General features: G+C 53.9%; 21 protein-coding genes. All 21 read left to right on the top strand.

All coding sequences use genetic code 11. From position 1 onward, the window contains the following. Positions 1 to 17 precede the first annotated feature (17 nt). The 21 genes from TW80_RS18460 (at position 18) to TW80_RS06235 (ending at position 18,726) form a co-directional block, all read left to right on the top strand. Positions 18 to 140 (top strand): hypothetical protein, encoded by a 123-nt coding sequence (locus tag TW80_RS18460; protein WP_275041301.1) that lies wholly within the window; start codon positions 18 to 20, stop codon positions 138 to 140. Then, entirely contained in the window at positions 140 to 1,246 is a 1,107-nt protein-coding gene (locus tag TW80_RS06330) for an NADH-quinone oxidoreductase subunit E (protein ID WP_045996428.1), read from the top strand. The genes TW80_RS18460 and TW80_RS06330 overlap by 1 nt, the downstream gene beginning before the upstream one ends. A gap of 185 nt (positions 1,247 to 1,431) precedes the next feature. After that, the gene (locus TW80_RS06325) at positions 1,432 to 2,139 is read left to right on the top strand and encodes a hypothetical protein (protein ID WP_045996427.1); all 708 of its coding nucleotides are present in this window, start codon (positions 1,432 to 1,434) and stop codon (positions 2,137 to 2,139) included. A 50-nt stretch (positions 2,140 to 2,189) separates the two neighbouring features. After that, positions 2,190 to 2,420 carry a DUF5337 domain-containing protein gene (locus tag TW80_RS06320; protein WP_045996426.1) on the top strand — a complete coding sequence of 77 codons (231 nt, stop codon included), beginning with the start codon at positions 2,190 to 2,192 and terminating at the stop codon, positions 2,418 to 2,420. Next, positions 2,420 to 3,706, top strand: a complete 1,287-nt coding sequence (nuoF, locus tag TW80_RS06315; RefSeq protein ID WP_045996425.1) for an NADH-quinone oxidoreductase subunit NuoF — start codon at positions 2,420 to 2,422, stop codon at positions 3,704 to 3,706. The genes TW80_RS06320 and nuoF overlap by 1 nt, the downstream gene beginning before the upstream one ends. 14 nt (positions 3,707 to 3,720) lie before the next feature. Further along, positions 3,721 to 4,113 carry a hypothetical protein gene (locus TW80_RS06310; protein WP_239450495.1) on the top strand — a complete coding sequence of 131 codons (393 nt, stop codon included), beginning with the start codon at positions 3,721 to 3,723 and terminating at the stop codon, positions 4,111 to 4,113. Between the two features lie 6 nt (positions 4,114 to 4,119). Continuing rightward, positions 4,120 to 4,353, top strand: a complete 234-nt coding sequence (locus TW80_RS06305) for a hypothetical protein (protein ID WP_045996423.1) — start codon at positions 4,120 to 4,122, stop codon at positions 4,351 to 4,353. A 129-nt stretch (positions 4,354 to 4,482) separates the two neighbouring features. Further along, positions 4,483 to 4,890 (top strand): DUF5333 domain-containing protein, encoded by a 408-nt coding sequence (locus tag TW80_RS06300; RefSeq protein WP_052700900.1) that lies wholly within the window; start codon positions 4,483 to 4,485, stop codon positions 4,888 to 4,890. Between the two features lie 140 nt (positions 4,891 to 5,030). Then, on the top strand, positions 5,031 to 7,046 hold the full coding sequence (nuoG, locus tag TW80_RS06295) for an NADH-quinone oxidoreductase subunit NuoG (protein ID WP_045996422.1): 2,016 nt from the start codon (positions 5,031 to 5,033) through the stop codon (positions 7,044 to 7,046). A 109-nt stretch (positions 7,047 to 7,155) separates the two neighbouring features. Then, on the top strand, positions 7,156 to 8,196 hold the full coding sequence (gene nuoH / locus TW80_RS06290) for an NADH-quinone oxidoreductase subunit NuoH (RefSeq protein ID WP_045996421.1): 1,041 nt from the start codon (positions 7,156 to 7,158) through the stop codon (positions 8,194 to 8,196). A gap of 1 nt (position 8,197) precedes the next feature. Beyond that, the gene (gene nuoI, locus TW80_RS06285; RefSeq protein ID WP_045997058.1) at positions 8,198 to 8,692 is read left to right on the top strand and encodes an NADH-quinone oxidoreductase subunit NuoI; all 495 of its coding nucleotides are present in this window, start codon (positions 8,198 to 8,200) and stop codon (positions 8,690 to 8,692) included. Positions 8,693 to 8,703: 11 nt separating this feature from the next. Next, on the top strand, positions 8,704 to 9,123 hold the full coding sequence (locus tag TW80_RS06280) for a DUF4259 domain-containing protein (protein WP_045996420.1): 420 nt from the start codon (positions 8,704 to 8,706) through the stop codon (positions 9,121 to 9,123). Further along, complete coding sequence (locus TW80_RS06275) at positions 9,120 to 9,518, top strand: carboxymuconolactone decarboxylase family protein (protein WP_045996419.1); 399 nt, start codon at positions 9,120 to 9,122, stop codon at positions 9,516 to 9,518. The genes TW80_RS06280 and TW80_RS06275 overlap by 4 nt, the downstream gene beginning before the upstream one ends. After that, positions 9,515 to 10,120, top strand: coding sequence for an NADH-quinone oxidoreductase subunit J (locus TW80_RS06270; RefSeq protein ID WP_045996418.1), 606 nt, complete (start codon positions 9,515 to 9,517; stop codon positions 10,118 to 10,120). The genes TW80_RS06275 and TW80_RS06270 overlap by 4 nt, the downstream gene beginning before the upstream one ends. Beyond that, positions 10,117 to 10,422, top strand: coding sequence for an NADH-quinone oxidoreductase subunit NuoK (nuoK, locus tag TW80_RS06265; RefSeq protein WP_045996417.1), 306 nt, complete (start codon positions 10,117 to 10,119; stop codon positions 10,420 to 10,422). Before TW80_RS06270 ends, nuoK begins: the two co-directional genes overlap by 4 nt. Before the next feature lie 5 nt (positions 10,423 to 10,427). Further along, a complete protein-coding gene (gene nuoL / locus TW80_RS06260; RefSeq protein ID WP_045996416.1) occupies positions 10,428 to 12,539 on the top strand; it encodes an NADH-quinone oxidoreductase subunit L in 2,112 nt (703 codons plus the stop codon). Beyond that, entirely contained in the window at positions 12,539 to 14,080 is a 1,542-nt protein-coding gene (locus TW80_RS06255) for an NADH-quinone oxidoreductase subunit M (protein WP_045996415.1), read from the top strand. The genes nuoL and TW80_RS06255 overlap by 1 nt, the downstream gene beginning before the upstream one ends. 12 nt (positions 14,081 to 14,092) lie before the next feature. Beyond that, complete coding sequence (gene nuoN, locus TW80_RS06250; protein WP_045997057.1) at positions 14,093 to 15,529, top strand: NADH-quinone oxidoreductase subunit NuoN; 1,437 nt, start codon at positions 14,093 to 14,095, stop codon at positions 15,527 to 15,529. After that, positions 15,519 to 16,277 carry a biotin--[acetyl-CoA-carboxylase] ligase gene (locus tag TW80_RS06245; protein ID WP_084625722.1) on the top strand — a complete coding sequence of 253 codons (759 nt, stop codon included), beginning with the start codon at positions 15,519 to 15,521 and terminating at the stop codon, positions 16,275 to 16,277. The genes nuoN and TW80_RS06245 overlap by 11 nt, the downstream gene beginning before the upstream one ends. 14 nt (positions 16,278 to 16,291) lie before the next feature. After that, the gene (locus tag TW80_RS06240) at positions 16,292 to 17,065 is read left to right on the top strand and encodes a type III pantothenate kinase (protein WP_045996414.1); all 774 of its coding nucleotides are present in this window, start codon (positions 16,292 to 16,294) and stop codon (positions 17,063 to 17,065) included. Beyond that, a complete protein-coding gene (locus TW80_RS06235; RefSeq protein WP_045996413.1) occupies positions 17,062 to 18,726 on the top strand; it encodes a ribonuclease J in 1,665 nt (554 codons plus the stop codon). Before TW80_RS06240 ends, TW80_RS06235 begins: the two co-directional genes overlap by 4 nt. The last annotated feature ends 55 nt before the right edge of the window (positions 18,727 to 18,781 follow it).

Raw genomic sequence — 18,781 nt, 5'->3', positions numbered from 1 at the left:
TCAGAAGGAGCATCACCATGAGTGCAATTGGCTTGCCGGGACTGCTGCTTGTGTTAGGTGCTTTTAATCCGGGTGGGGTTGTTCCCACCACCTTGTTTGCGCTGACGACGTCAGCCGCCGTTATGACTGGGATAAACTAATGCTACGCCGCCTTTATCACGACCAACCCGCCACGTTTGCATTTACGCCTGACAACCAGAAATGGGCCGAGGCGCAGACCAAGAAATTCCCAGAAGGGCGTCAAGCCTCTGCGGTAATTCCGTTGTTGTGGCGTGCCCAAGAGCAAGAAGGCTGGTTGACCCGCCCGGCAATCGAACATGTGGCTGAAATGTTGGATATGGCCTATATCCGTGTGCTCGAGGTTGCATCGTTCTACTTTATGTTTCAGTTGCAACCCGTTGGTTCCATTGCGCATATTCAAGTTTGCGGCACGCTATCGTGCATGATCTGCGGTGCAGAAGACCTGATTGGGGTCTGCAAAGATAAAATCGCGGACAAAGCACATACTCTCTCGGCGGATGGTAAGTTTTCGTGGGAAGAGGTCGAGTGCCTTGGGTCTTGTGCCAATGCCCCGATGGCGCAGATTGGCAAGGATTACTATGAGGACCTGACCGCCGAACGTTTGGGTGAAATCATCGACGAGTTGGCCGCAGGCAAGGTTCCAGTACCGGGGCCGCAGAATGGGCGTTTTGCCTCTGAGCCGCTCAAGGGGCTCAGTTCTTTGCGTGGGTTCGATAGCGGTCAAACAAAGTACAACGCAAGCGCACAGGCGGCGGTAGATATCGGCGACACAGTGAAACGGATTGACGGCACCGAAGTGCCGTTGCTCACACCTTGGGTGAAAGATCCGAACGCGGCACCCGCCGTTGAAACACCGTCAGAGCCTGCCGCCAAATCCGCCCCCAAAAAGCAAGCTGCAAAGCCTAAAGCGGCGAAGACAGCGGCAAAGCAACCTGCAAAGAAAAAAACAGCGCCAAAGCCCGCCGAAACGACAGCCGTCAGCGAAAAGAAACCGCGTACAATGTCTGCCCCACGCAAGGCGGGTGCGGATGATTTGAAACGCATTTCAGGTGTTGGGCCAAAGCTAGAGGGCGTCTTGAACGAGCTAGGCTTTTGGCACTTTGATCAGATCGCCAAGTGGTCCGATCAGGAAATCGCTTGGGTTGATAGTCGCCTGAAGTTCAAAGGCCGCATTGTGCGCGATAATTGGGTCGCACAAGCATCAGAATTGGCCAAGAAAGGCTAAGAATGCGACGAATGGGCCGCATAAGCGGCCTATTCCTTTCATTTTTTATCATTTAGGCGAAAATGTTTAGGTTTTTTCTCTTCGACAGGTAATTGTTCTGTAGGGCGCGGGTCGGGATGGCCGAAAATGCGTGCCCAGAAAAAACGGGACAAGGATAACAACTGTTGTCCTAGGGAGACTGAAAGATGAACGAAGCAAAACCTATTACGACGCGTATGATTGCGATTGCGGCCTGTTTTGGTGGTGTCCTGGCATTGTTGCTCTTGATTTTTAGCAAGCTTGGATTTTTTGGATCACTCTTTATCGGTTTGATTGTTGCTGCGATTGTGCTCGTGGTGCTTATGTTTGGCTGGCTCGATGGACATGTTAAGCCCGCTGATCCGCCTGCCTCAGCTGCGACAGAGACGAAACCGACAACACCAGTCGCGACAGAGCCAGAGGCACAGGTCGCACCAGTTGTTGATACACCAATGGCTGAAGAAGCAGAGCCGGAGCCAGTCGTCGAAGAAACCGTCACCGAGGTCACGCCAGAACCTGCGGTTGAAGAACCAGCCGTAACACCAGAACCTGCGGCTGAAGAGCCTGTCGCGACGCCAGAGCCTGAGCCGACCCCAGTGGTTGCCGAACCTGTTGCTGAAGAGAGTTCAGATGCAGGTAAACCAAGCGCCTTAGCAGAGGCACGCGAAGGTGGTGCGGATGATCTCAAGAAGATCAAAGGCGTTGGGCCAAAGCTGGAAATTATGCTGAATGGGATGGGGATTTATCACTTTGATCAGATCGCATCATGGGGTGCGGCTGAACAAAAATGGGTTGATGACAATTTGCAGGGCTTTAAGGGTCGTGCATCCCGTGACAAATGGGTAGAACAGGCCAAGACTCTGGCCGCTGAATAGGCGGCTGCACCAAAACACGAAAGGCGGCGTCGCAAGGCGCCGTTTCTGACATGAGCCAAAAACCTGATGAACAACAGTTAAAGGCTGGACAACGTACCGCGTTGATTCTTGCTGGAACTGGTGCTTTATGGATTTTGGCGACATGGGCCGGGTCACATTTCGGTTGGTCCAATCGGACACGCGCGTTATTTGACCTTGCAGCGCTGGCTGGTTTCGGCTTTGCGCTATGGCAGACATTTCAACTCTGGCGCACGCGCCAGAACGACAAGGGCGAAAGCTGATGCTCAAAGACGAAGACCGTATTTTCACCAACCTATATGGTATGCACGACCGTACCTTGGCAGGCGCACAAGCACGTGGCCATTGGGATGGTACAGCCGCCATTATCAAAAAAGGTCGCGACTGGATCGTGGATGAGATGAAAGCATCTGGTCTGCGCGGTCGCGGTGGTGCGGGCTTTCCGACAGGGTTGAAGTGGTCCTTCATGCCCAAGGAATCTGACGGACGTCCCGCCTATCTGGTTGTGAACGCCGATGAATCAGAGCCGGGCACCTGCAAAGACCGCGAGATTATGCGCCATGATCCGCATACGTTGGTCGAGGGCTGCTTGATTGCGTCTTTCGCTATGGGTGCGCATGCCTGTTACATCTATATTCGGGGTGAATACATTCGCGAACGCGAAGCCCTGCAAGCCGCCATCGACGAGGCGTACGCCGCTGGTCTGGTCGGCAAGAACGCCGCGAAGTCTGGCTGGGATTTCGACATTTACCTGACCCACGGGGCAGGGGCCTATATCTGCGGCGAAGAAACCGCGCTACTCGAAAGCCTTGAAGGCAAAAAGGGAATGCCGCGCATGAAGCCGCCATTCCCTGCGGGTGCGGGGCTATATGGTTGTCCGACAACTGTGAACAACGTTGAATCAATCGCTGTTGTCCCAACGATTTTGCGTCGTGGTGCCGGCTGGTTCTCGGGACTTGGCCGCGCGAATAACGCGGGGACCAAGCTGTTCGCGATTTCCGGCCATGTGAACAACCCCTGTGTTGTCGAAGAAGAGATGGGGATCACCTTTGAAGAGCTGATCGAAAAGCATTGCGGCGGCATCAAAGGCGGTTGGGATAACCTCAAGGCTGTGATTCCCGGTGGTTCATCGGTGCCAAACGTACGCGGCGACGACATGCGTGACGCCATCATGGATTTTGATGGCCTCAAGGAAAAGGGTTCTTCATTGGGGACTGCCGCTGTCATCGTGATGGATCAATCCACTGATATGATCAAAGCGATCTGGCGTTTGTCCAAATTCTACAAGCATGAAAGCTGCGGTCAGTGCACCCCGTGCCGTGAAGGAACCGGCTGGATGATGCGCGTTATGGAGCGTTTGGTAAAAGGTGATGCATCGGTTGAAGAAATCGATATGCTTTTTGATGTGACCAAACAGGTTGAGGGCCACACAATTTGTGCGCTTGGTGATGCGGCTGCTTGGCCAATTCAGGCTCTTATCCGGAATTTCCGGGATGAAATTGAAGACCGGATTAAACATAAACGTATTGCGGGGATTGCTGCAGAATGATCAAATGCGGAGTAATGTTTGCGGCAGCTTTGACATTGGCTGCCTGTGCAACTGGGTCAGGGGCGGCGCGCCCGTTCGAGGATCCGGCTGTTCAGAAACTCTATAATCTATCGACACCTCTTTACTATGCGACGATTAAGGTCGCGAATGACGTTGCACGTGGCTGCGACCGCTATCGCTATGATGCGATGTTGGATGCAGAACTTAATGAGAAGCGCAACGAAGTTGGCCGTGGTTCATTGTCAGCGATTCCATTGCGGGTCGCAATTGAGACTGAAACAGGCGTCAGCGAGCGCAGTTTTGCCGCGAAACATAACGTTGAACTAAATGGCGGCGATCTATGCGCTGCGGCTGATGCGGAAACGCTCGAAGGCACAGCGCTAAGCGCATTGCTGGTTCCGGTCTAACGTCGGATGGCGTTTCGTAATATTCTTGACGGGGCCGCCAGCTTTTGCGCGGCCCTTGTTACTTTGGCCGTTTGCGGATTGCCTGCGTGGTTTACGGTGGTTGCAGTCCGCGCCGAAGTTGCTCCGCCATGGGCCTATGCGGCGGCGGCCGGGTTGGCTCTGATTGGGATCATTCTGACCATCGCGTTTTTCCGCAAGGCGTTTGCGGGTGTCGCTCCGACACGCCAAAGGCGTCGTTAGTTCGCCGCAACGGGGACAGATCGGCCAAAAGTCACCGATATCATTGTTCTGATATTGAATAACAACGTCGCCATGACAATTTGTGGTGCGGGTGACCTGCCCAAGATTGGCCGCGCAAGGAGAGATCAGATGAACAAAACAGTTAGCCTGATGATGGCCAGTGCTATTGCCGTTTTTGCGATGGCAGGGCCAACGATTGCGCGCCCCGCGCTGAAAGATGTTCCAGAGGTCCGTGATGGCATCATTTACGCCGGTATGGCCTATGAAATTTCACGCCGCTGCGATGGCATTTCTGCCCGTATGTGGCGCGGGATGAACTATCTGCAATCCCTAAAACGGCGCGCCCAAGAATTGGGTTACTCTGACGCAGAGATCGAGGCCTACATTGATGATAGTGCCGAGAAAAACCGCCTTGAGGGGATCGCTCGCCAGCAGCTTGCGCAACTTGGTGTGGTGCGTGACGATCCGGCAACTTATTGCGCTGTTGGGCGTTCGCAGATGGCCGCGAACACGCGGGTTGGTTGGTTGTTACGCTAACAGGCCGAATTTAGCCTGAAATTTGGAGTCTTTTTTATCAAACTGACTGGCATCATTTTGTCGGTCGCGCTAGAACGCGTCCAACGCGGTCCCACCTCAGATCCCTGGGGAAGGCGCGAACGAGAAGGTATAGGCACGCCATGTCTGATCTACGCAAAGTCGTCATTGATGGAACTGAGGTCGAAGTTGATGGGGCGATGACCCTGATTCAGGCCTGCGAGCAAGTCGGGGTAGAGATCCCGCGCTTTTGTTACCACGAACGTCTGTCGATTGCGGGTAACTGCCGTATGTGTCTGGTCGAGGTTGTTGGCGGCCCGCCGAAACCTGCCGCTTCTTGTGCGATGCAAGTGCGCGATTTGCGCCCCGGCCCCGAAGGTCAGCCGCCTGTTGTGAAAACCAATTCGCCGATGGTCAAAAAGGCCCGTGAAGGCGTGATGGAGTTTTTGCTGATTAACCACCCGCTTGATTGCCCAATCTGTGATCAAGGTGGCGAATGTGATCTGCAAGATCAGGCGATGGCATACGGCGTGGACTTTAGCCGTTTTCGCGAACCAAAACGCGCGACCGAAGATCTTGATCTTGGCCCGCTCGTTGAAACCCATATGACGCGTTGCATTTCCTGCACGCGTTGCGTTCGTTTTACGACCGAGGTCGCAGGCATTTCGCAGATGGGCCAGACAGGTCGTGGCGAAGATGCTGAAATTACCAGCTATTTGGGTGAAACGCTCGATTCCAATATGCAGGGTAATATTATTGACCTCTGTCCTGTTGGGGCGCTCGTTTCCAAACCATACGCGTTCACCGCGCGTCCTTGGGAATTGACTAAGACAGAATCAATCGACGTGATGGATGCCCTTGGCTCTAGCATTCGTGTTGATACCAAAGGTCGTGAAGTGATGCGGATTATGCCGCGTAACCATGACGGCGTGAACGAAGAATGGATTTCCGACAAGACACGCTTTATCTGGGATGGCCTGCGTCGCCAGCGTCTTGATACCCCATATATCCGCGAAAACGGAAAACTGCGCAAAGCAAGCTGGCCAGAGGCCTTGGGCGCGGCTGCCACTGCTATGAATGGCAAAAAGATCGCAGGGCTAGTCGGTGACCTAGCGCCAGTCGAATCTGTCTTTGCGCTTAAGCAATTGATCAAAGGGCAGGGCGGTGTTGTCGAATGCCGTACCAACGGTGTGAAACTTCCTGCTGACAATCGCTCGGCCTATGTCGGTACGGCCACGATCGAAGATATCGATGCGGCAGAACATATTTTCCTAATCGGGACAGACCCACGTGTTGAGGCACCTGTACTAAATGCGCGCATCCGTAAAGCATGGCTCAAGGGGGCCACTGTCGTGCGTGTTGGTGAAGCGACTGATCTGACCTACGATGTCCAAGAATTGGGTCCTGCGCGTTCTGCGCTCGAAAAACTCGCAGCCTCTGATCACGTTGAACTGCACGAGAAACGCTGTGTTGTGATCGTTGGGCAAGGTGCCCTGAACGAAGTCGATGGCGAAGCAGTGCTGGGCCAGGCAATGAAAACCGCTGGCAAAGCCAAAGCAAAGTTCATGGTACTGCACACCGCTGCATCCCGTGTAGGTGCGCTGGATGTAGGTGCCGTGGCCGACGGTGGCATGGATGCTGTTTCGGATGCCGAAGTGATTTATAACCTAGGCGCCGACGAAGTGGACATCGCGCCGGGTGCCTTTGTGATCTATCAAGGGTCGCATGGTGATCGTGGTGCACATCGCGCGGATATCATCCTGCCTGCAGCCGCTTATACCGAAGAAAACGGATTGTTCGTGAATACCGAAGGCCGCCCGCAGCTTGCGATGCGCGCCAGCTTCCCACCGGGCGAAGCAAAGGAAAACTGGGCAATCTTGCGGGCGCTGTCGGCAGAGCTAGGGGCGACCCTAGCGTTTGATAGCTTGGCTCAATTGCGTCAGGCAATCGTCGCGGCCCATCCGCATTTGGGGCAGATTGACGAAGTCACGGAAAATGAATGGCAGCCAATTCCGGTCAAGAAACCGGGCAAGGCCGATTTCAAGTACGCAATCACGGATTTCTACCTAACAAACCCAATCGCGCGCGCGTCTAGCCTGATGGCAGAGCTGAGCGGGAATGCGAAAGCACGGTCAAATCCGGCGATGGCGGCGGAGTAAAGCGGGGCTTGCCCCACAGAATTCAGCCCTTGGGCTGGCAGTTGTCGCGGGTGTATACGGCGCGCGGCATTCAAATGAGCACCACTAATCCGGTGTGAGGGAAACAAAGATGGTCGAGTTCTTCACCAATACCAACCTTGGGATCGTTCTTGTGATCTTGGCGCAGTGTTTGCTTGTGCTGGTCCCGTTGTTGCTGGCGCTGGCATTCTTGATGTATGGCGACCGTAAAGTCTGGGCTGCGGTTCAGATGCGCAAGGGGCCAAATGTCGTTGGTGCATTTGGCTTGCTGCAGTCCTTTGCGGATTTTCTGAAATACATCGTCAAAGAAATCGTTGTGCCTGCGGGTGCAGACAAATTCGTCTTTTTCCTCGCGCCGCTGATTTCGTTTGTGCTGGCGGTTGTCGCTTGGTCAGTGATCCCTTTCAATGACGGTTGGGTTTTGTCAGACATTAACGTCGCCATTCTGTTTGTCTTCGCGGTGTCCTCGCTTGAGGTATACGGCGTAATCATGGGCGGTTGGGCGTCCAACTCAAAATATCCTTTCCTTGGTTCGTTGCGTTCTGCCGCGCAGATGATTTCTTACGAGGTATCATTAGGGCTGATCATCATCGGGATTATCATTTCCACAGGGTCGATGAACTTTGGTGACATCGTGAACGCCCAAGACGGAAGTTACGGCGCGTTGAACTGGTACATCATCCCGCATTTCCCAATGTTCTTCTTGTTCTTTATCTCGGCCTTGGCAGAAACAAACCGCCCGCCATTCGATTTGCCAGAAGCTGAATCCGAACTGGTTGCGGGTTATCAGGTTGAATACTCTTCAACACCATTCTTGCTGTTCATGATCGGCGAACTGATGGCGGTCGTACTGATGTGCGCCTTGATTTCGCTGCTCTTCTTGGGCGGTTGGCTATCACCACTGCCATTCCTACCAGATGGCATCCTGTGGATGGTTCTCAAGATGGCGTTCTGCTTCTTTATCTTCTCGATGGTGAAGGCCATCACGCCACGTTACCGCTATGACCAGCTGATGCGGATCGGTTGGAAAGTCTTCCTGCCAATGTCCCTCGCTTGGGTCGTTCTTGTGGCATTCTTGACAAAATTCGAAGTCCTCGGCGGCTTCTGGGCCCGCTGGGCGATTGGAGGTTGATGTGAGCCAGATGGACTACACCCGCGCAGCGAAATATTTCCTGCTTCAGGATTTCTGGGTCGGTTTTAAACTGGGCTTGAAGTATTTCTTCTCGCCGAAGGCGACGTTGAACTACCCGCATGAAAAGGGGCCGCTTAGCCCCCGTTTTCGTGGTGAGCACGCATTGCGTCGTTATCCCAACGGCGAAGAACGTTGCATCGCTTGTAAGTTATGCGAGGCGGTTTGCCCTGCGCAGGCGATCACCATTGATGCGGAACCCCGTGATGATGGCTCTCGCCGGACGACACGTTACGACATCGACATGACCAAATGCATCTACTGTGGCTTCTGCCAAGAGGCCTGCCCAGTGGATGCGATTGTCGAAGGTCCGAACTTTGAGTTCAGCACCGAGACCCGCGAAGAGCTTTATTACGACAAAGCCAAACTGCTTGAAAATGGTGACCGTTGGGAAGCTGAGATTGCGCGCAATCTCGAACTCGACGCGCCTTATAGGTAGGGGGCTGAACGATGGGTGCTTGGGGTGTTGGATCACTAGATAACGACAGTAGCCTCGATTGGCTTGCTGACTTTAGCGAATTTGGCGCATCCGCGGCGTCGGAATTGTTGGATGCAGCGAGCGAAGCAATCGCAAACGGTTATGTCGAGGGCGACATTGGCTCCGGTCTTGTCGCATTGGCCGAGGTCGTGGCCGCTGCACTCGGTGCGATGGACGAGGATCTATCAGACCAATTGGCCGAGCCGGTTGAAAATCACAAAGACGCGCTCTTGGATATAGACAATATTCAGGCCCGCGCGAGCGAGGCACTCGAGGCGGTTACCTCTGATGTTGAAAGCTCTGAACTCTATGATTTGTGGCACGAGGCTGAAGAATTAGATCAATGGGTCGCGCAGATTACGGCGCTCCGGACGAGGCTCGATGCAGCATGACGGATCAGAACCCCTTTGAAGCGATGATGAAGATGGGCCAAGATTGGGCCAAGTCGATGAATGTCGATTTGGATGCCTTTACCCCAAAAGGTTTCGAAAACCTCTGGCCGACCATGCCCAAAGACACGATGGAGATGTTTTTTGGCAAAGGGGTTAATCCCGATGGGCTTGATGCCAAGACGCGGCTGCTTTTGACCCTTGCTGGGTTGACGGTACTTGGTGCGCAGGCAGATGCACAAATTCGGCTGACCGTGCGGCATTTGACCGAAGCGGGCGCCACGAAACAGGAAATCGCTGAAACAATTGCTCAGATGGGGCTGTTTGGCGGCGTTCCTGCGATGAATAAGGCCATGCAACTGGCCAACGAAGTGTTGGAGAAGGACGAAACCGAATGAGTGTTTTCGCGTTCACATTCTACCTGTTTGCGATCTCGACGATCGTGGGCGGTTTGTTCACCGTCATTAGCCGCAATCCCGTGCACTCGGTGCTCTGGTTGATTTTGGCTTTCTTGTCATCGGCTGGCTTGTTTGTCACGCTTGGCGCTGAATTCATCGCGATGCTGTTGATGATTGTTTATGTCGGTGCGGTCGCGGTTTTGTTCTTGTTCGTTGTGATGATGCTGGACGTCGACTTTGCCGAGCTTAAGGCGGAGATGGCAAAATATATGCCACTGGCCCTGTTGATCGGTGTTGTGATCATCATGCAGCTTGCTTTGGCTTTTGGTACATGGGAATTCGCAGAGCACGCTGCTGATAATAGTGCCACAGCGATGAGTGATCTTGATAATACGACCGCGCTTGGACTGCTGATCTACGACAAATATATCATGCTGTTCCAACTGGCCGGATTGATCCTGTTGGTTGCGATGATCGGTGCGATTGTGCTGACACTTCGTCACCGCGTCGACATCAAGCGCCAGAATGTTGTGGCGCAGATGCACCGCGACCCAGCGAAAGCAATGGAACTCAAAGATGTTAAACCGGGGCAGGGGCTATGATCGGACTTGAACATTATCTCGCGGTGGCTGCCGCGCTGTTTGTCATCGGCATCTTTGGCCTGTTTTTGAACCGTAAGAATATCATCATTTTGTTGATGAGTATCGAACTGATGCTGCTGGCGGTGAATATCAACTTTGTCGCCTTCTCAAGCTATTTGCAGGATCTGACAGGGCAAGTGTTCACGCTTTTCGTTCTGACGGTTGCTGCGGCAGAGGCAGCGATTGGTCTGGCCATTCTGGTTTGTTTCTTCCGCAACCGCGGAACCATCGACGTTGAAGACGTCAACGTGATGAAGGGTTAACGCAAATGGAAACCACCATCCTTTTTGCCCCTCTGGTGGGCGCAATCATTGGCGGCTTTGGCTGGCGCGTGATCGGGGAAACCGCAGCGCAGTGGATCACGACCGGCTTGCTGTTCCTTGCAGCGTTTTTGTCGTGGATCGTGTTCCTATCATTTGATGGCACAACCGAAACCATCCACATCCTGCGTTGGATAGAAAGCGGCACATTGTCGACGGATTGGTCGATCCGCATGGACCGTCTGACGGCGATCATGCTGATTGTGATCACCACTGTTTCGGCGCTGGTTCACCTGTATTCATTCGGCTACATGGCCCATGACGATCATTTTAGCGAAGGCCAGCATTACAAAGCTCGCTTCTTTGCTTATCTGTCGTTCTTTACCTTTGCGATGTTGATGCTGGTGACGTCTGACAACCTTGTTCAGATGTTCTTTGGCTGGGAAGGCGTGGGCGTTGCCTCGTATCTGCTGATCGGTTTTTACTATAAAAAACCTTCTGCGGGTGCTGCCGCGATCAAGGCCTTTGTTGTGAACCGGGTCGGGGACTTTGGTTTCGCGCTGGGGATCTTTGCGCTCTATATGACAACTGACAGCATCCGCTTTGACGAAATCTTTGCCGAAGTACCGCATCTGGCCGAGCAAACATTGCATTTCCTCTGGACTGATTGGTCAGCGATTAATTTGATCGCGTTCCTATTGTTCATCGGCGCAATGGGTAAATCCGCGCAACTGATCCTGCACACATGGCTTCCTGACGCTATGGAAGGTCCAACACCCGTATCCGCCCTGATCCACGCTGCGACGATGGTGACCGCGGGTGTGTTCCTTGTCTGCCGTATGTCACCGCTGATGGAATATGCCCCGCAAGCAACCGCATTCATCGTGTTCTTGGGCGCGACGACTGCGTTTTTTGCCGCGACCGTTGGGTTGGTGCAAAACGACATCAAGCGCGTGATCGCCTATTCTACCTGTTCACAGCTAGGCTATATGTTTGTAGCGGCAGGTGTGGGTGTCTATTCGGTCGCGATGTTCCACTTGCTGACGCACGCATTCTTTAAGGCGATGCTGTTCCTTGGGGCAGGTTCCGTGATCCACGGGATGCACCACGAACAAGATATGCGGAACTATGGCGGGCTACGCAAAAAGATGCCTTATACGTTCTGGGCGATGATGATCGGCACGCTTGCGATTACTGGTGTTGGTATTCCGCTGACGCATTTCGGTTTCGCTGGCTTCCTGTCCAAAGATGCTGTGATCGAGAGCGCCTATGCTGGCACCGCCGGAGGCTACGCGTTCTGGATGCTTGTGATTGCTGCGTTCATGACAAGCTTCTACAGCTGGCGCCTTATGTTCCTGACCTTTTACGGCGAACCGCGCGGCGACAAGCATACCCATGATCACGCGCACGAAAGCCCAACGGTCATGCTTATCCCGCTTGGTGTGCTAAGCATCGGGGCGATTTTTTCGGGGATGCTCTGGTATAATTCGTTCTTTGGTGATCATCACAAGGTCGAAGTCTTCTTTGGCATTGCCGAAGCAGAGGCGCATACGGACGATCATGCATCCGGGTTTAGCCTTATTGCGCCAGCCTACGCGGCGACTGATGATCACGAAGTTGCTGACGATGGCCATGGCGAAGACACCCACGGCACCGCAGCCGTACCGGGGCAGGGCGCGATTCATATGGCGCCAGACAATCACGTCATGGATGACGCGCACCATGCTCCCAAATTGGTCAAGGTATCGCCGTTCATTGCGATGATCCTTGGTTTTGGTCTGGCTTATCTGATGTACATCCGACGCCCGGATCTGCCCGCCAAATTGGCCAAGCAGCAAGCGCCGCTTTACAACTTCTTGCTCAATAAATGGTATTTTGATGAGCTGTACGACTTTGTTTTCGTGCGGCCTGCCATGGCCATTGGTCGTTTCCTTTGGAAACAGGGCGATACGAAACTTATTGATGGTGGGATTAACGGACTGGCCATGGGCATCATTCCATTCTTCACACGGCTCGCCGGTCGGGCGCAGTCTGGTTATGTGTTCACCTATGCGCTGGCAATGGTGATCGGGATCGCGGTGTTGCTCACCTGGGTCACGATGACTGGGGGGGCGAAATAATGGGCAACATTCTTTCGCTTACGACCTTTATGCCGCTGATTGGCGCGGTGATCCTCGCTCTGTTCCTGCGTGGCGATGATGAAGCCGCCCAGCGTAACGCTAAATGGGTCGCTGTTGTCACCACGATGATGACCTTCTTGGCGTCACTGTTTATTCTGGCGAACTTTGATCCGACAAATACCGGGTTTCAGATGCTCGAAACCCGCGAGTGGATCGCTGGGCTCCAGTATAAAATGGGTGTTGATGGAATCAGCATTCTGTTTGTGATGCTAACAACATTCCTGATGCCGATTGTGATCATTTCCTGCTGGGGTGTGACCACACGGGTCAAGGAATATATGATCGCCTTCCTTGTGCTTGAGACGCTGATGCTTGGTGTATTCATGGCGCTTGATCTGGTGCTGTTCTACCTGTTCTTTGAGGCGGGCCTGATCCCGATGTTCTTGGTCATCGGGATTTGGGGCGGAAAGAATCGGATCTATGCGTCGTTCAAATTCTTTTTGTACACCTTCCTAGGTTCGGTATTGATGCTGGTTGCCATGGTTGGGATGTTTGCCCAAGCAGAGACAACCGACATTCCAACGCTGATGACATATTCTTTCGGTCACGAGAGTTTTAGCGTTCTTGGCATTCACGTAGTCGGCGGTATGCAGACGATGCTATGGTTGGCGTTCTTTGCATCCTTTGCTGTGAAAATGCCGATGTGGCCGGTGCATACCTGGTTGCCCGACGCCCACGTTCAGGCACCGACCGCGGGTTCTGTGGTACTTGCGGCAATCCTGCTGAAAATGGGGGGCTACGGTTTCTTGCGGTTTAGTCTGCCCATGTTCCCCATCGGGTCCGAGGTCATGGGTGACTTTGTGCTGTGGCTCTCGGCAATTGCGATTGTCTACACGTCACTGGTGGCATTGGTCCAAGAGGACATGAAAAAGCTGATCGCCTACTCATCGGTTGCACACATGGGTTACGTGACGATGGGGATCTTTGCCCTCAACCAACAAGGTATCGACGGCGCGATTTTCCAAATGTTGAGCCACGGTTTTATCTCGGGCGCGTTGTTCCTGTGTGTTGGGGTGATCTATGATCGGATGCACACACGTGAAATTGACGCCTATGGTGGTCTGGTAAACCGGATGCCAGCCTATGCGCTGATCTTTATGTTCTTTACGATGGCAAACGTTGGTCTGCCGGGCACGTCAGGATTTGTCGGCGAATTCTTGACACTGATGGGCGCGTTCCAAGTCAACACTTGGGTTGCTGCCATTGCGACAACTGGCGTGATCTTTTCTGCGGCCTACGCGCTGTGGCTCTATCGCCGGGTTGTCATGGGCGACCTGATCAAAGAAAGCCTGAAAACAATCACAGATATGACCAAACGCGAAAAGATGATTTTCGTGCCATTGGTTGTGATGACCTTGTTGCTGGGTGTGTATCCGGCACTTGTTCTCGACATCATCGGACCAAGCGTGACTGCGCTGGTTGAAAACTACGAAACCGCTGTGGCAGGCTTTGCGCCTGTTGCCGAAGTTGCGTCGTATTAAGGAATGGATGACATGATTTCCGTAGATATCCAAATCGTCATGCCTGAAATTCTGCTGGCTGTTTACGCCATGCTGGCGCTGCTCGCGGCGGTCTATACGCGCAAGGATGAATCAGCCTCGTTGCTGACATGGGCGACAGCTGGTATTTTTGTATTGCTTGCTGCGTGGATCGGCATGACCGGGCAGGGGACGCGAACCGCTTTTGACGGCATGTTCAATGATGACGCCTTCGCGCGCTTTGCGAAGGTGACGATCCTGCTATCGGCTGCGGCCGTGCTAGCAATGTCGGAACACTATATGAAACGACGCGGCCTGCTGCGTTTTGAATATCCGCTTTTGATTGCGCTGGCAGTTGTAGGCATGATGGTCATGGTTTCTGCTGGCGACCTAATGGCGCTTTATATGGGACTCGAGCTACAGTCGCTTTCGCTTTATGTTGTGGCGTCGTTGCGCCGCGATAGCATCAAGTCGACCGAGGCGGGGCTAAAGTACTTTGTCCTTGGCGCTCTCTCTTCCGGGCTTCTCTTGTACGGTGCTTCTCTGACGTATGGTTATGCAGGCACAACGCTCTTTAGCGGGATTATCGAAGCGACATCACATCACCCATCACTGGGATTGTTGTTCGGTATTGTGTTCTTGATCGCAGGTTTTGCGTTCAAAGTCTCCGCGGCGCCGTTCCACATGTGGACCCCTGACGTGTACCAAGGGTCGCCAACCCCGGTTACCGCATTCTTTGCCACAGCGCCTAAGGTGGCAGCGATGGCATTGTTTGCGCGCGTGGTTCACGATGCCTTTGGTCATATCGTGAGCGAGTGGCAGCAGATCGTTGCATTCTTGGCCGTGGTCTCAATGTTCGTGGGCGCAGTTGCTGCTATTGGGCAAAAAGACATCAAGCGTCTGATGGCTTATTCATCCATTGCCCATATGGGTTTTGCATTGATGGGGCTGGCTGCCGGGTCAGAGCTGGGCGTGAAAGCGATGCTGATCTATATGGCGATCTATGTCACGATGAATATCGGCACCTTTGCGTTTATCCTAAGCATGGAGCGTGATGGTCGCCCGGTGACCTCTATCGACAGCCTGCGCCAGTACAACCGCTATCAACCACTGCGCGCGGCGGCGATGCTTGTGCTCTTGTTCAGCCTTGCGGGCGTGCCGCCAATGCTTGGGTTCTTTGGCAAGTTCTTTGTCCTACGCGCGGCATACGAAGGCGGGCTTGCATGGCTGGCCATCGCCGGTGTGATCGCCTCGGTGATCGGTGCGTTTTATTATCTGCGGATCGTTTACTACATGTATTTCGGCGAAGAAGGCGAAGTATTGGACGGCAAAACCAACCCGGTGCTTTGGACATTCCTGATGGGATCAGCCTTGGTCATGCTGATTGGTGTGGTCAATATGTTCGGAATCGAACCGATTGCTGCAACTGCGGCGGCTGCGCTTGTCCACTGAGGGCGCGCATGCCCATTGGCCTGAAGGCTATGATCGTGTCGTCCACGAAACCGTGGATAGCACCATGCTTGAGGCGGCACGTATCGCCCCAAGCCTGACCTTTCCAACATGGATCATGGCGCATCAGCAAACGGCTGCGCGTGGGCGGCGTGGGCGGCCGTGGATCGTGCCAAAGGGTAACCTGAACGCGACGCTTGTGTTCAAACCGCATTGTTCACCTGCTGATGCGGCACGGCGGTCGTTCTTGGCTGCGAATGCTTTGTTTGATGCGCTGGCGATTTATGTGCAGCCTGAAAAGCTCTCGCTGAAATGGCCCAATGATGTCTTGCTGTCTGGCGGTAAGGTTGCGGGTATTCTGCTTGAGAGCAGTGGGCAGGGCGGCGCTGTTGACTGGTTGTCGATAGGGATCGGGGTCAACCTGGCCGATGTTCCCTCCGGCGTGACAGAGGCGGCCTTTGCCCCAACCAGCTTGCGTGCGGCAGGCGGTTGGGACGTAGAGCCAGAGGATTTCTTGGCCGTGTTAGCGAATGCCTATGCCGAGCAAGAGGAGCTTTTGCAAACCCAAGGCTTCGCCCATATCCGCGATATCTGGTTATCGCGGGCTGCGCGGCTGGGTGAGGTGATCACGGCACGTACGGGACGCGAGGAGATCACCGGACTGTTCCAAACCGTTGATCTGGACGGCAGTTTGGTCTTGCAAACATCCCAAGGACCGCGTGTCATCCCCGCGGCTGATGTCTATTTCTAAAGAGGGAACGCTTCATGCTTTTGGCAATTGACTGTGGTAACACCAATACCGTTTTCTCAATTTGGGATGGGGAAAGCTTTATTGCAACTTGGCGTACCAGCACCGAATGGCAGCGCACAGCGGACCAATACTATGTTTGGCTGTCGACCCTGATGAAGTTTCAAGGCATCGATGTCGCCATTAATGAGGTCATCATCAGTTCAACTGTACCGCGCGTGGTGTTTAACCTGCGGGTTCTTGCAGACCGCTATTTTGGCTGTCGCCCTTTGGTCGTTGGCAAACCCGATTGTGCCCTGCCACAGCCGCCGCGTGTCGATCAGGGCACCCAAGTGGGTCCTGACCGGGTGGTCAATGCGGCAGGGGCCTATGATCGGCATGGTGGTAATCTCATCGTTGTGGATTTTGGCACAGCGACGACCTTTGATGTTGTGGATGTGGATGGGGCCTATGTGGGTGGGGTGATTGCTCCGGGCGTCAATCTAAGCCTCGAGGCGCTGCATAATGCAGCAGCTGCCCTGCCACATGTCGATATTTCGAAACCGCAGCGCGTTGTCGGGACAAATACTGTGGCATGCATGCAATCCGGGGTGTTTTGGGGTTACATCGGCTTGGTTCGTGAGATATGCGCGCGGATCAAAGCAGAACGTGGCGTTCCAATGTCGGTGATTTCGACCGGGGGCCTTGCGCCCTTGTTTCAACAGGCCGAAAACCTGTTCGACGCCTTCGAAGACGACCTGACGATGCACGGCCTGACCGTCATCCATAAACACAATAAGGAAAACACATGACCGACCGCCTGATCTATCTGCCTCTTGGTGGCGCCGGTGAAATCGGCATGAACGCCTATGTTTATGGCTATGGCGCTCCGGGCAAAGAAAGGCTGATTGTCGTCGATCTGGGCGTGACCTTTCCAGACATGGATGGGACACCGGGTGTTGATTTGATCCTGCCCGATATTGCGTGGCTCAAAGAGCGCAAAGCGCAGATCGATGGGATATTCATTACCCATGCACACGAGGACCACATCGGCGCGATTGGTCACTACTGGGAACAGCTTGGTGCGCCAGTGTTCGCCCGTCCATTCACAGCGAATATCGCGCGGCGCAAATTGGCGGAGCACGGGCTACCTGAAAGCGTCGTGAAGGTCGTTGATATTTATCCCCATGTGATCGACTGCGGTCCGTTTCAGGTGTCTTATCTTCCCATTAGCCACTCAATTCCCGAAAGCGCCGGACTGATGATCGATACGCCTCAGGGGCGGGTCTTGCACACTGGTGACTTTAAGATTGATGAAACACCTGTGGTTGGCGACCCTTGGAATGCCGCTCTCTGGGAAGAGGTGTCAAAGGATGGGGTCAAGGCGTTGGTTTGCGACAGCACCAATATCTTTTCCCATGCGCCCGGCCGTTCCGAGGCGACGATTGGCGACGCTATCGCAGAAATGATGTCCGAAGCGTCAGGCATGGTGGTTGCGACGACCTTTGCCTCGAACATCGCGCGTTTGAAAACGCTCGCCATCGCAGCAGAAAAGAGCGGGCGATCCGTTGTCTTGTTGGGCCGTGCTATGCGTCGTATGGTCGAAGCCGCGACAGAAGTGGGCATTTTGACTGGCTTTCCGAGCGTTGTATCGCCTGAGGATGCGTTGAACATGCCACGTGAGAACGTGATGCTGCTGGTCACTGGTTCCCAAGGGGAACGCCGCGCAGCATCTGCCCAATTGGCGCAGGGGTCCTATTTGGGGCTCAAGCTTAAGGAAGGGGATACATTCCTGTTCTCGTCCAAAACCATCCCCGGAAACGAGCGGGGCGTCATTCGCATCATGAACCAACTCTCTGAACTTGGGGTAGATGTGGTTGATGATGCAGGCGGCAAGTATCACGTGTCAGGGCATGCCAACCGCCCCGATTTGGAAATCATGCATCAGATTGTAAAGCCTGAGATGCTGATCCCAATGCACGGCGAACACCGTCACCTGCGCGAACATGTCAAAGTCGGCAATAACGCGGGCCTAACCGGGATCGTGGCAGTGAATGGGATGATGATTGATCTGACCAGTACCGCGCCTAAGGTCGCCGATTACATTGAAACTGGGCGAACCTATCTGGACGGGAGCGTGCAAATCGGCGCGTTGGACGGGGTGGTGCGCAATCGTATCCGCATGGCCCTGAACGGCCATCTAATTGTGACGCTTATCATCGATGAAAATGATGAGCCTCTGGGCGATCCTTGGGTGGAAATCAACGGGCTACCTGAAACAGGGCGCTCTAATGCTGCACTGGTTGAAGTCGTCGAAGAAGACCTAACACAATTCGTCAATCGCGCCGAGGCAAAGACACTACGCGATGATGACAAATTGGAAAAAGAACTCCGCACGATCGCCCGCCGCTCCGCCCAAGGTGAGATCGGCAAGAAGCCAGAAGTCACAGTGATCGTCAGCCGATTAGGTTAATGAAATCAAATCGAAATGAATGTTCGAAAGGATCAAACTGTCAAAGTTTGGTCCT

The sequence above is a fragment of the Loktanella sp. S4079 genome (assembly GCF_000967725.1).
In the GTDB taxonomy this organism is placed as follows: domain Bacteria; phylum Pseudomonadota; class Alphaproteobacteria; order Rhodobacterales; family Rhodobacteraceae; genus Yoonia.
Note: the sequence above shows the minus strand (reverse complement) of the source record. Positions and strands in the feature narration are given on the sequence as shown.

Bases quoted from the DNA above. Each gene is read 5' to 3' on its own strand.
- TW80_RS06320 (WP_045996426.1), top strand. From the start codon at position 2,190: ATGAGCCAAAAACCTGATGAACAACAGTTAAAGGCTGGACAACGTACC.
- nuoG (WP_045996422.1), top strand. From the start codon at position 5,031: ATGTCTGATCTACGCAAAGTCGTCATTGATGGAACTGAGGTCGAAGTT.
- nuoF (WP_045996425.1), top strand. From the start codon at position 2,420: ATGCTCAAAGACGAAGACCGTATTTTCACCAACCTATATGGTATGCAC.
- TW80_RS06270 (WP_045996418.1), top strand. From the start codon at position 9,515: ATGAGTGTTTTCGCGTTCACATTCTACCTGTTTGCGATCTCGACGATC.
- nuoN (WP_045997057.1), top strand. From the start codon at position 14,093: ATGATTTCCGTAGATATCCAAATCGTCATGCCTGAAATTCTGCTGGCT.
- TW80_RS06300 (WP_052700900.1), top strand. From the start codon at position 4,483: ATGAACAAAACAGTTAGCCTGATGATGGCCAGTGCTATTGCCGTTTTT.
- nuoH (WP_045996421.1), top strand. From the start codon at position 7,156: ATGGTCGAGTTCTTCACCAATACCAACCTTGGGATCGTTCTTGTGATC.
- TW80_RS18460 (WP_275041301.1), top strand. From the start codon at position 18: ATGAGTGCAATTGGCTTGCCGGGACTGCTGCTTGTGTTAGGTGCTTTT.
- TW80_RS06325 (WP_045996427.1), top strand. From the start codon at position 1,432: ATGAACGAAGCAAAACCTATTACGACGCGTATGATTGCGATTGCGGCC.
- TW80_RS06330 (WP_045996428.1), top strand. From the start codon at position 140: ATGCTACGCCGCCTTTATCACGACCAACCCGCCACGTTTGCATTTACG.
- TW80_RS06310 (WP_239450495.1), top strand. From the start codon at position 3,721: ATGTTTGCGGCAGCTTTGACATTGGCTGCCTGTGCAACTGGGTCAGGG.
- nuoL (WP_045996416.1), top strand. From the start codon at position 10,428: ATGGAAACCACCATCCTTTTTGCCCCTCTGGTGGGCGCAATCATTGGC.
- TW80_RS06235 (WP_045996413.1), top strand. From the start codon at position 17,062: ATGACCGACCGCCTGATCTATCTGCCTCTTGGTGGCGCCGGTGAAATC.
- TW80_RS06280 (WP_045996420.1), top strand. From the start codon at position 8,704: ATGGGTGCTTGGGGTGTTGGATCACTAGATAACGACAGTAGCCTCGAT.
- TW80_RS06275 (WP_045996419.1), top strand. From the start codon at position 9,120: ATGACGGATCAGAACCCCTTTGAAGCGATGATGAAGATGGGCCAAGAT.
- nuoK (WP_045996417.1), top strand. From the start codon at position 10,117: ATGATCGGACTTGAACATTATCTCGCGGTGGCTGCCGCGCTGTTTGTC.
- TW80_RS06305 (WP_045996423.1), top strand. From the start codon at position 4,120: ATGGCGTTTCGTAATATTCTTGACGGGGCCGCCAGCTTTTGCGCGGCC.
- TW80_RS06240 (WP_045996414.1), top strand. From the start codon at position 16,292: ATGCTTTTGGCAATTGACTGTGGTAACACCAATACCGTTTTCTCAATT.
- TW80_RS06255 (WP_045996415.1), top strand. From the start codon at position 12,539: ATGGGCAACATTCTTTCGCTTACGACCTTTATGCCGCTGATTGGCGCG.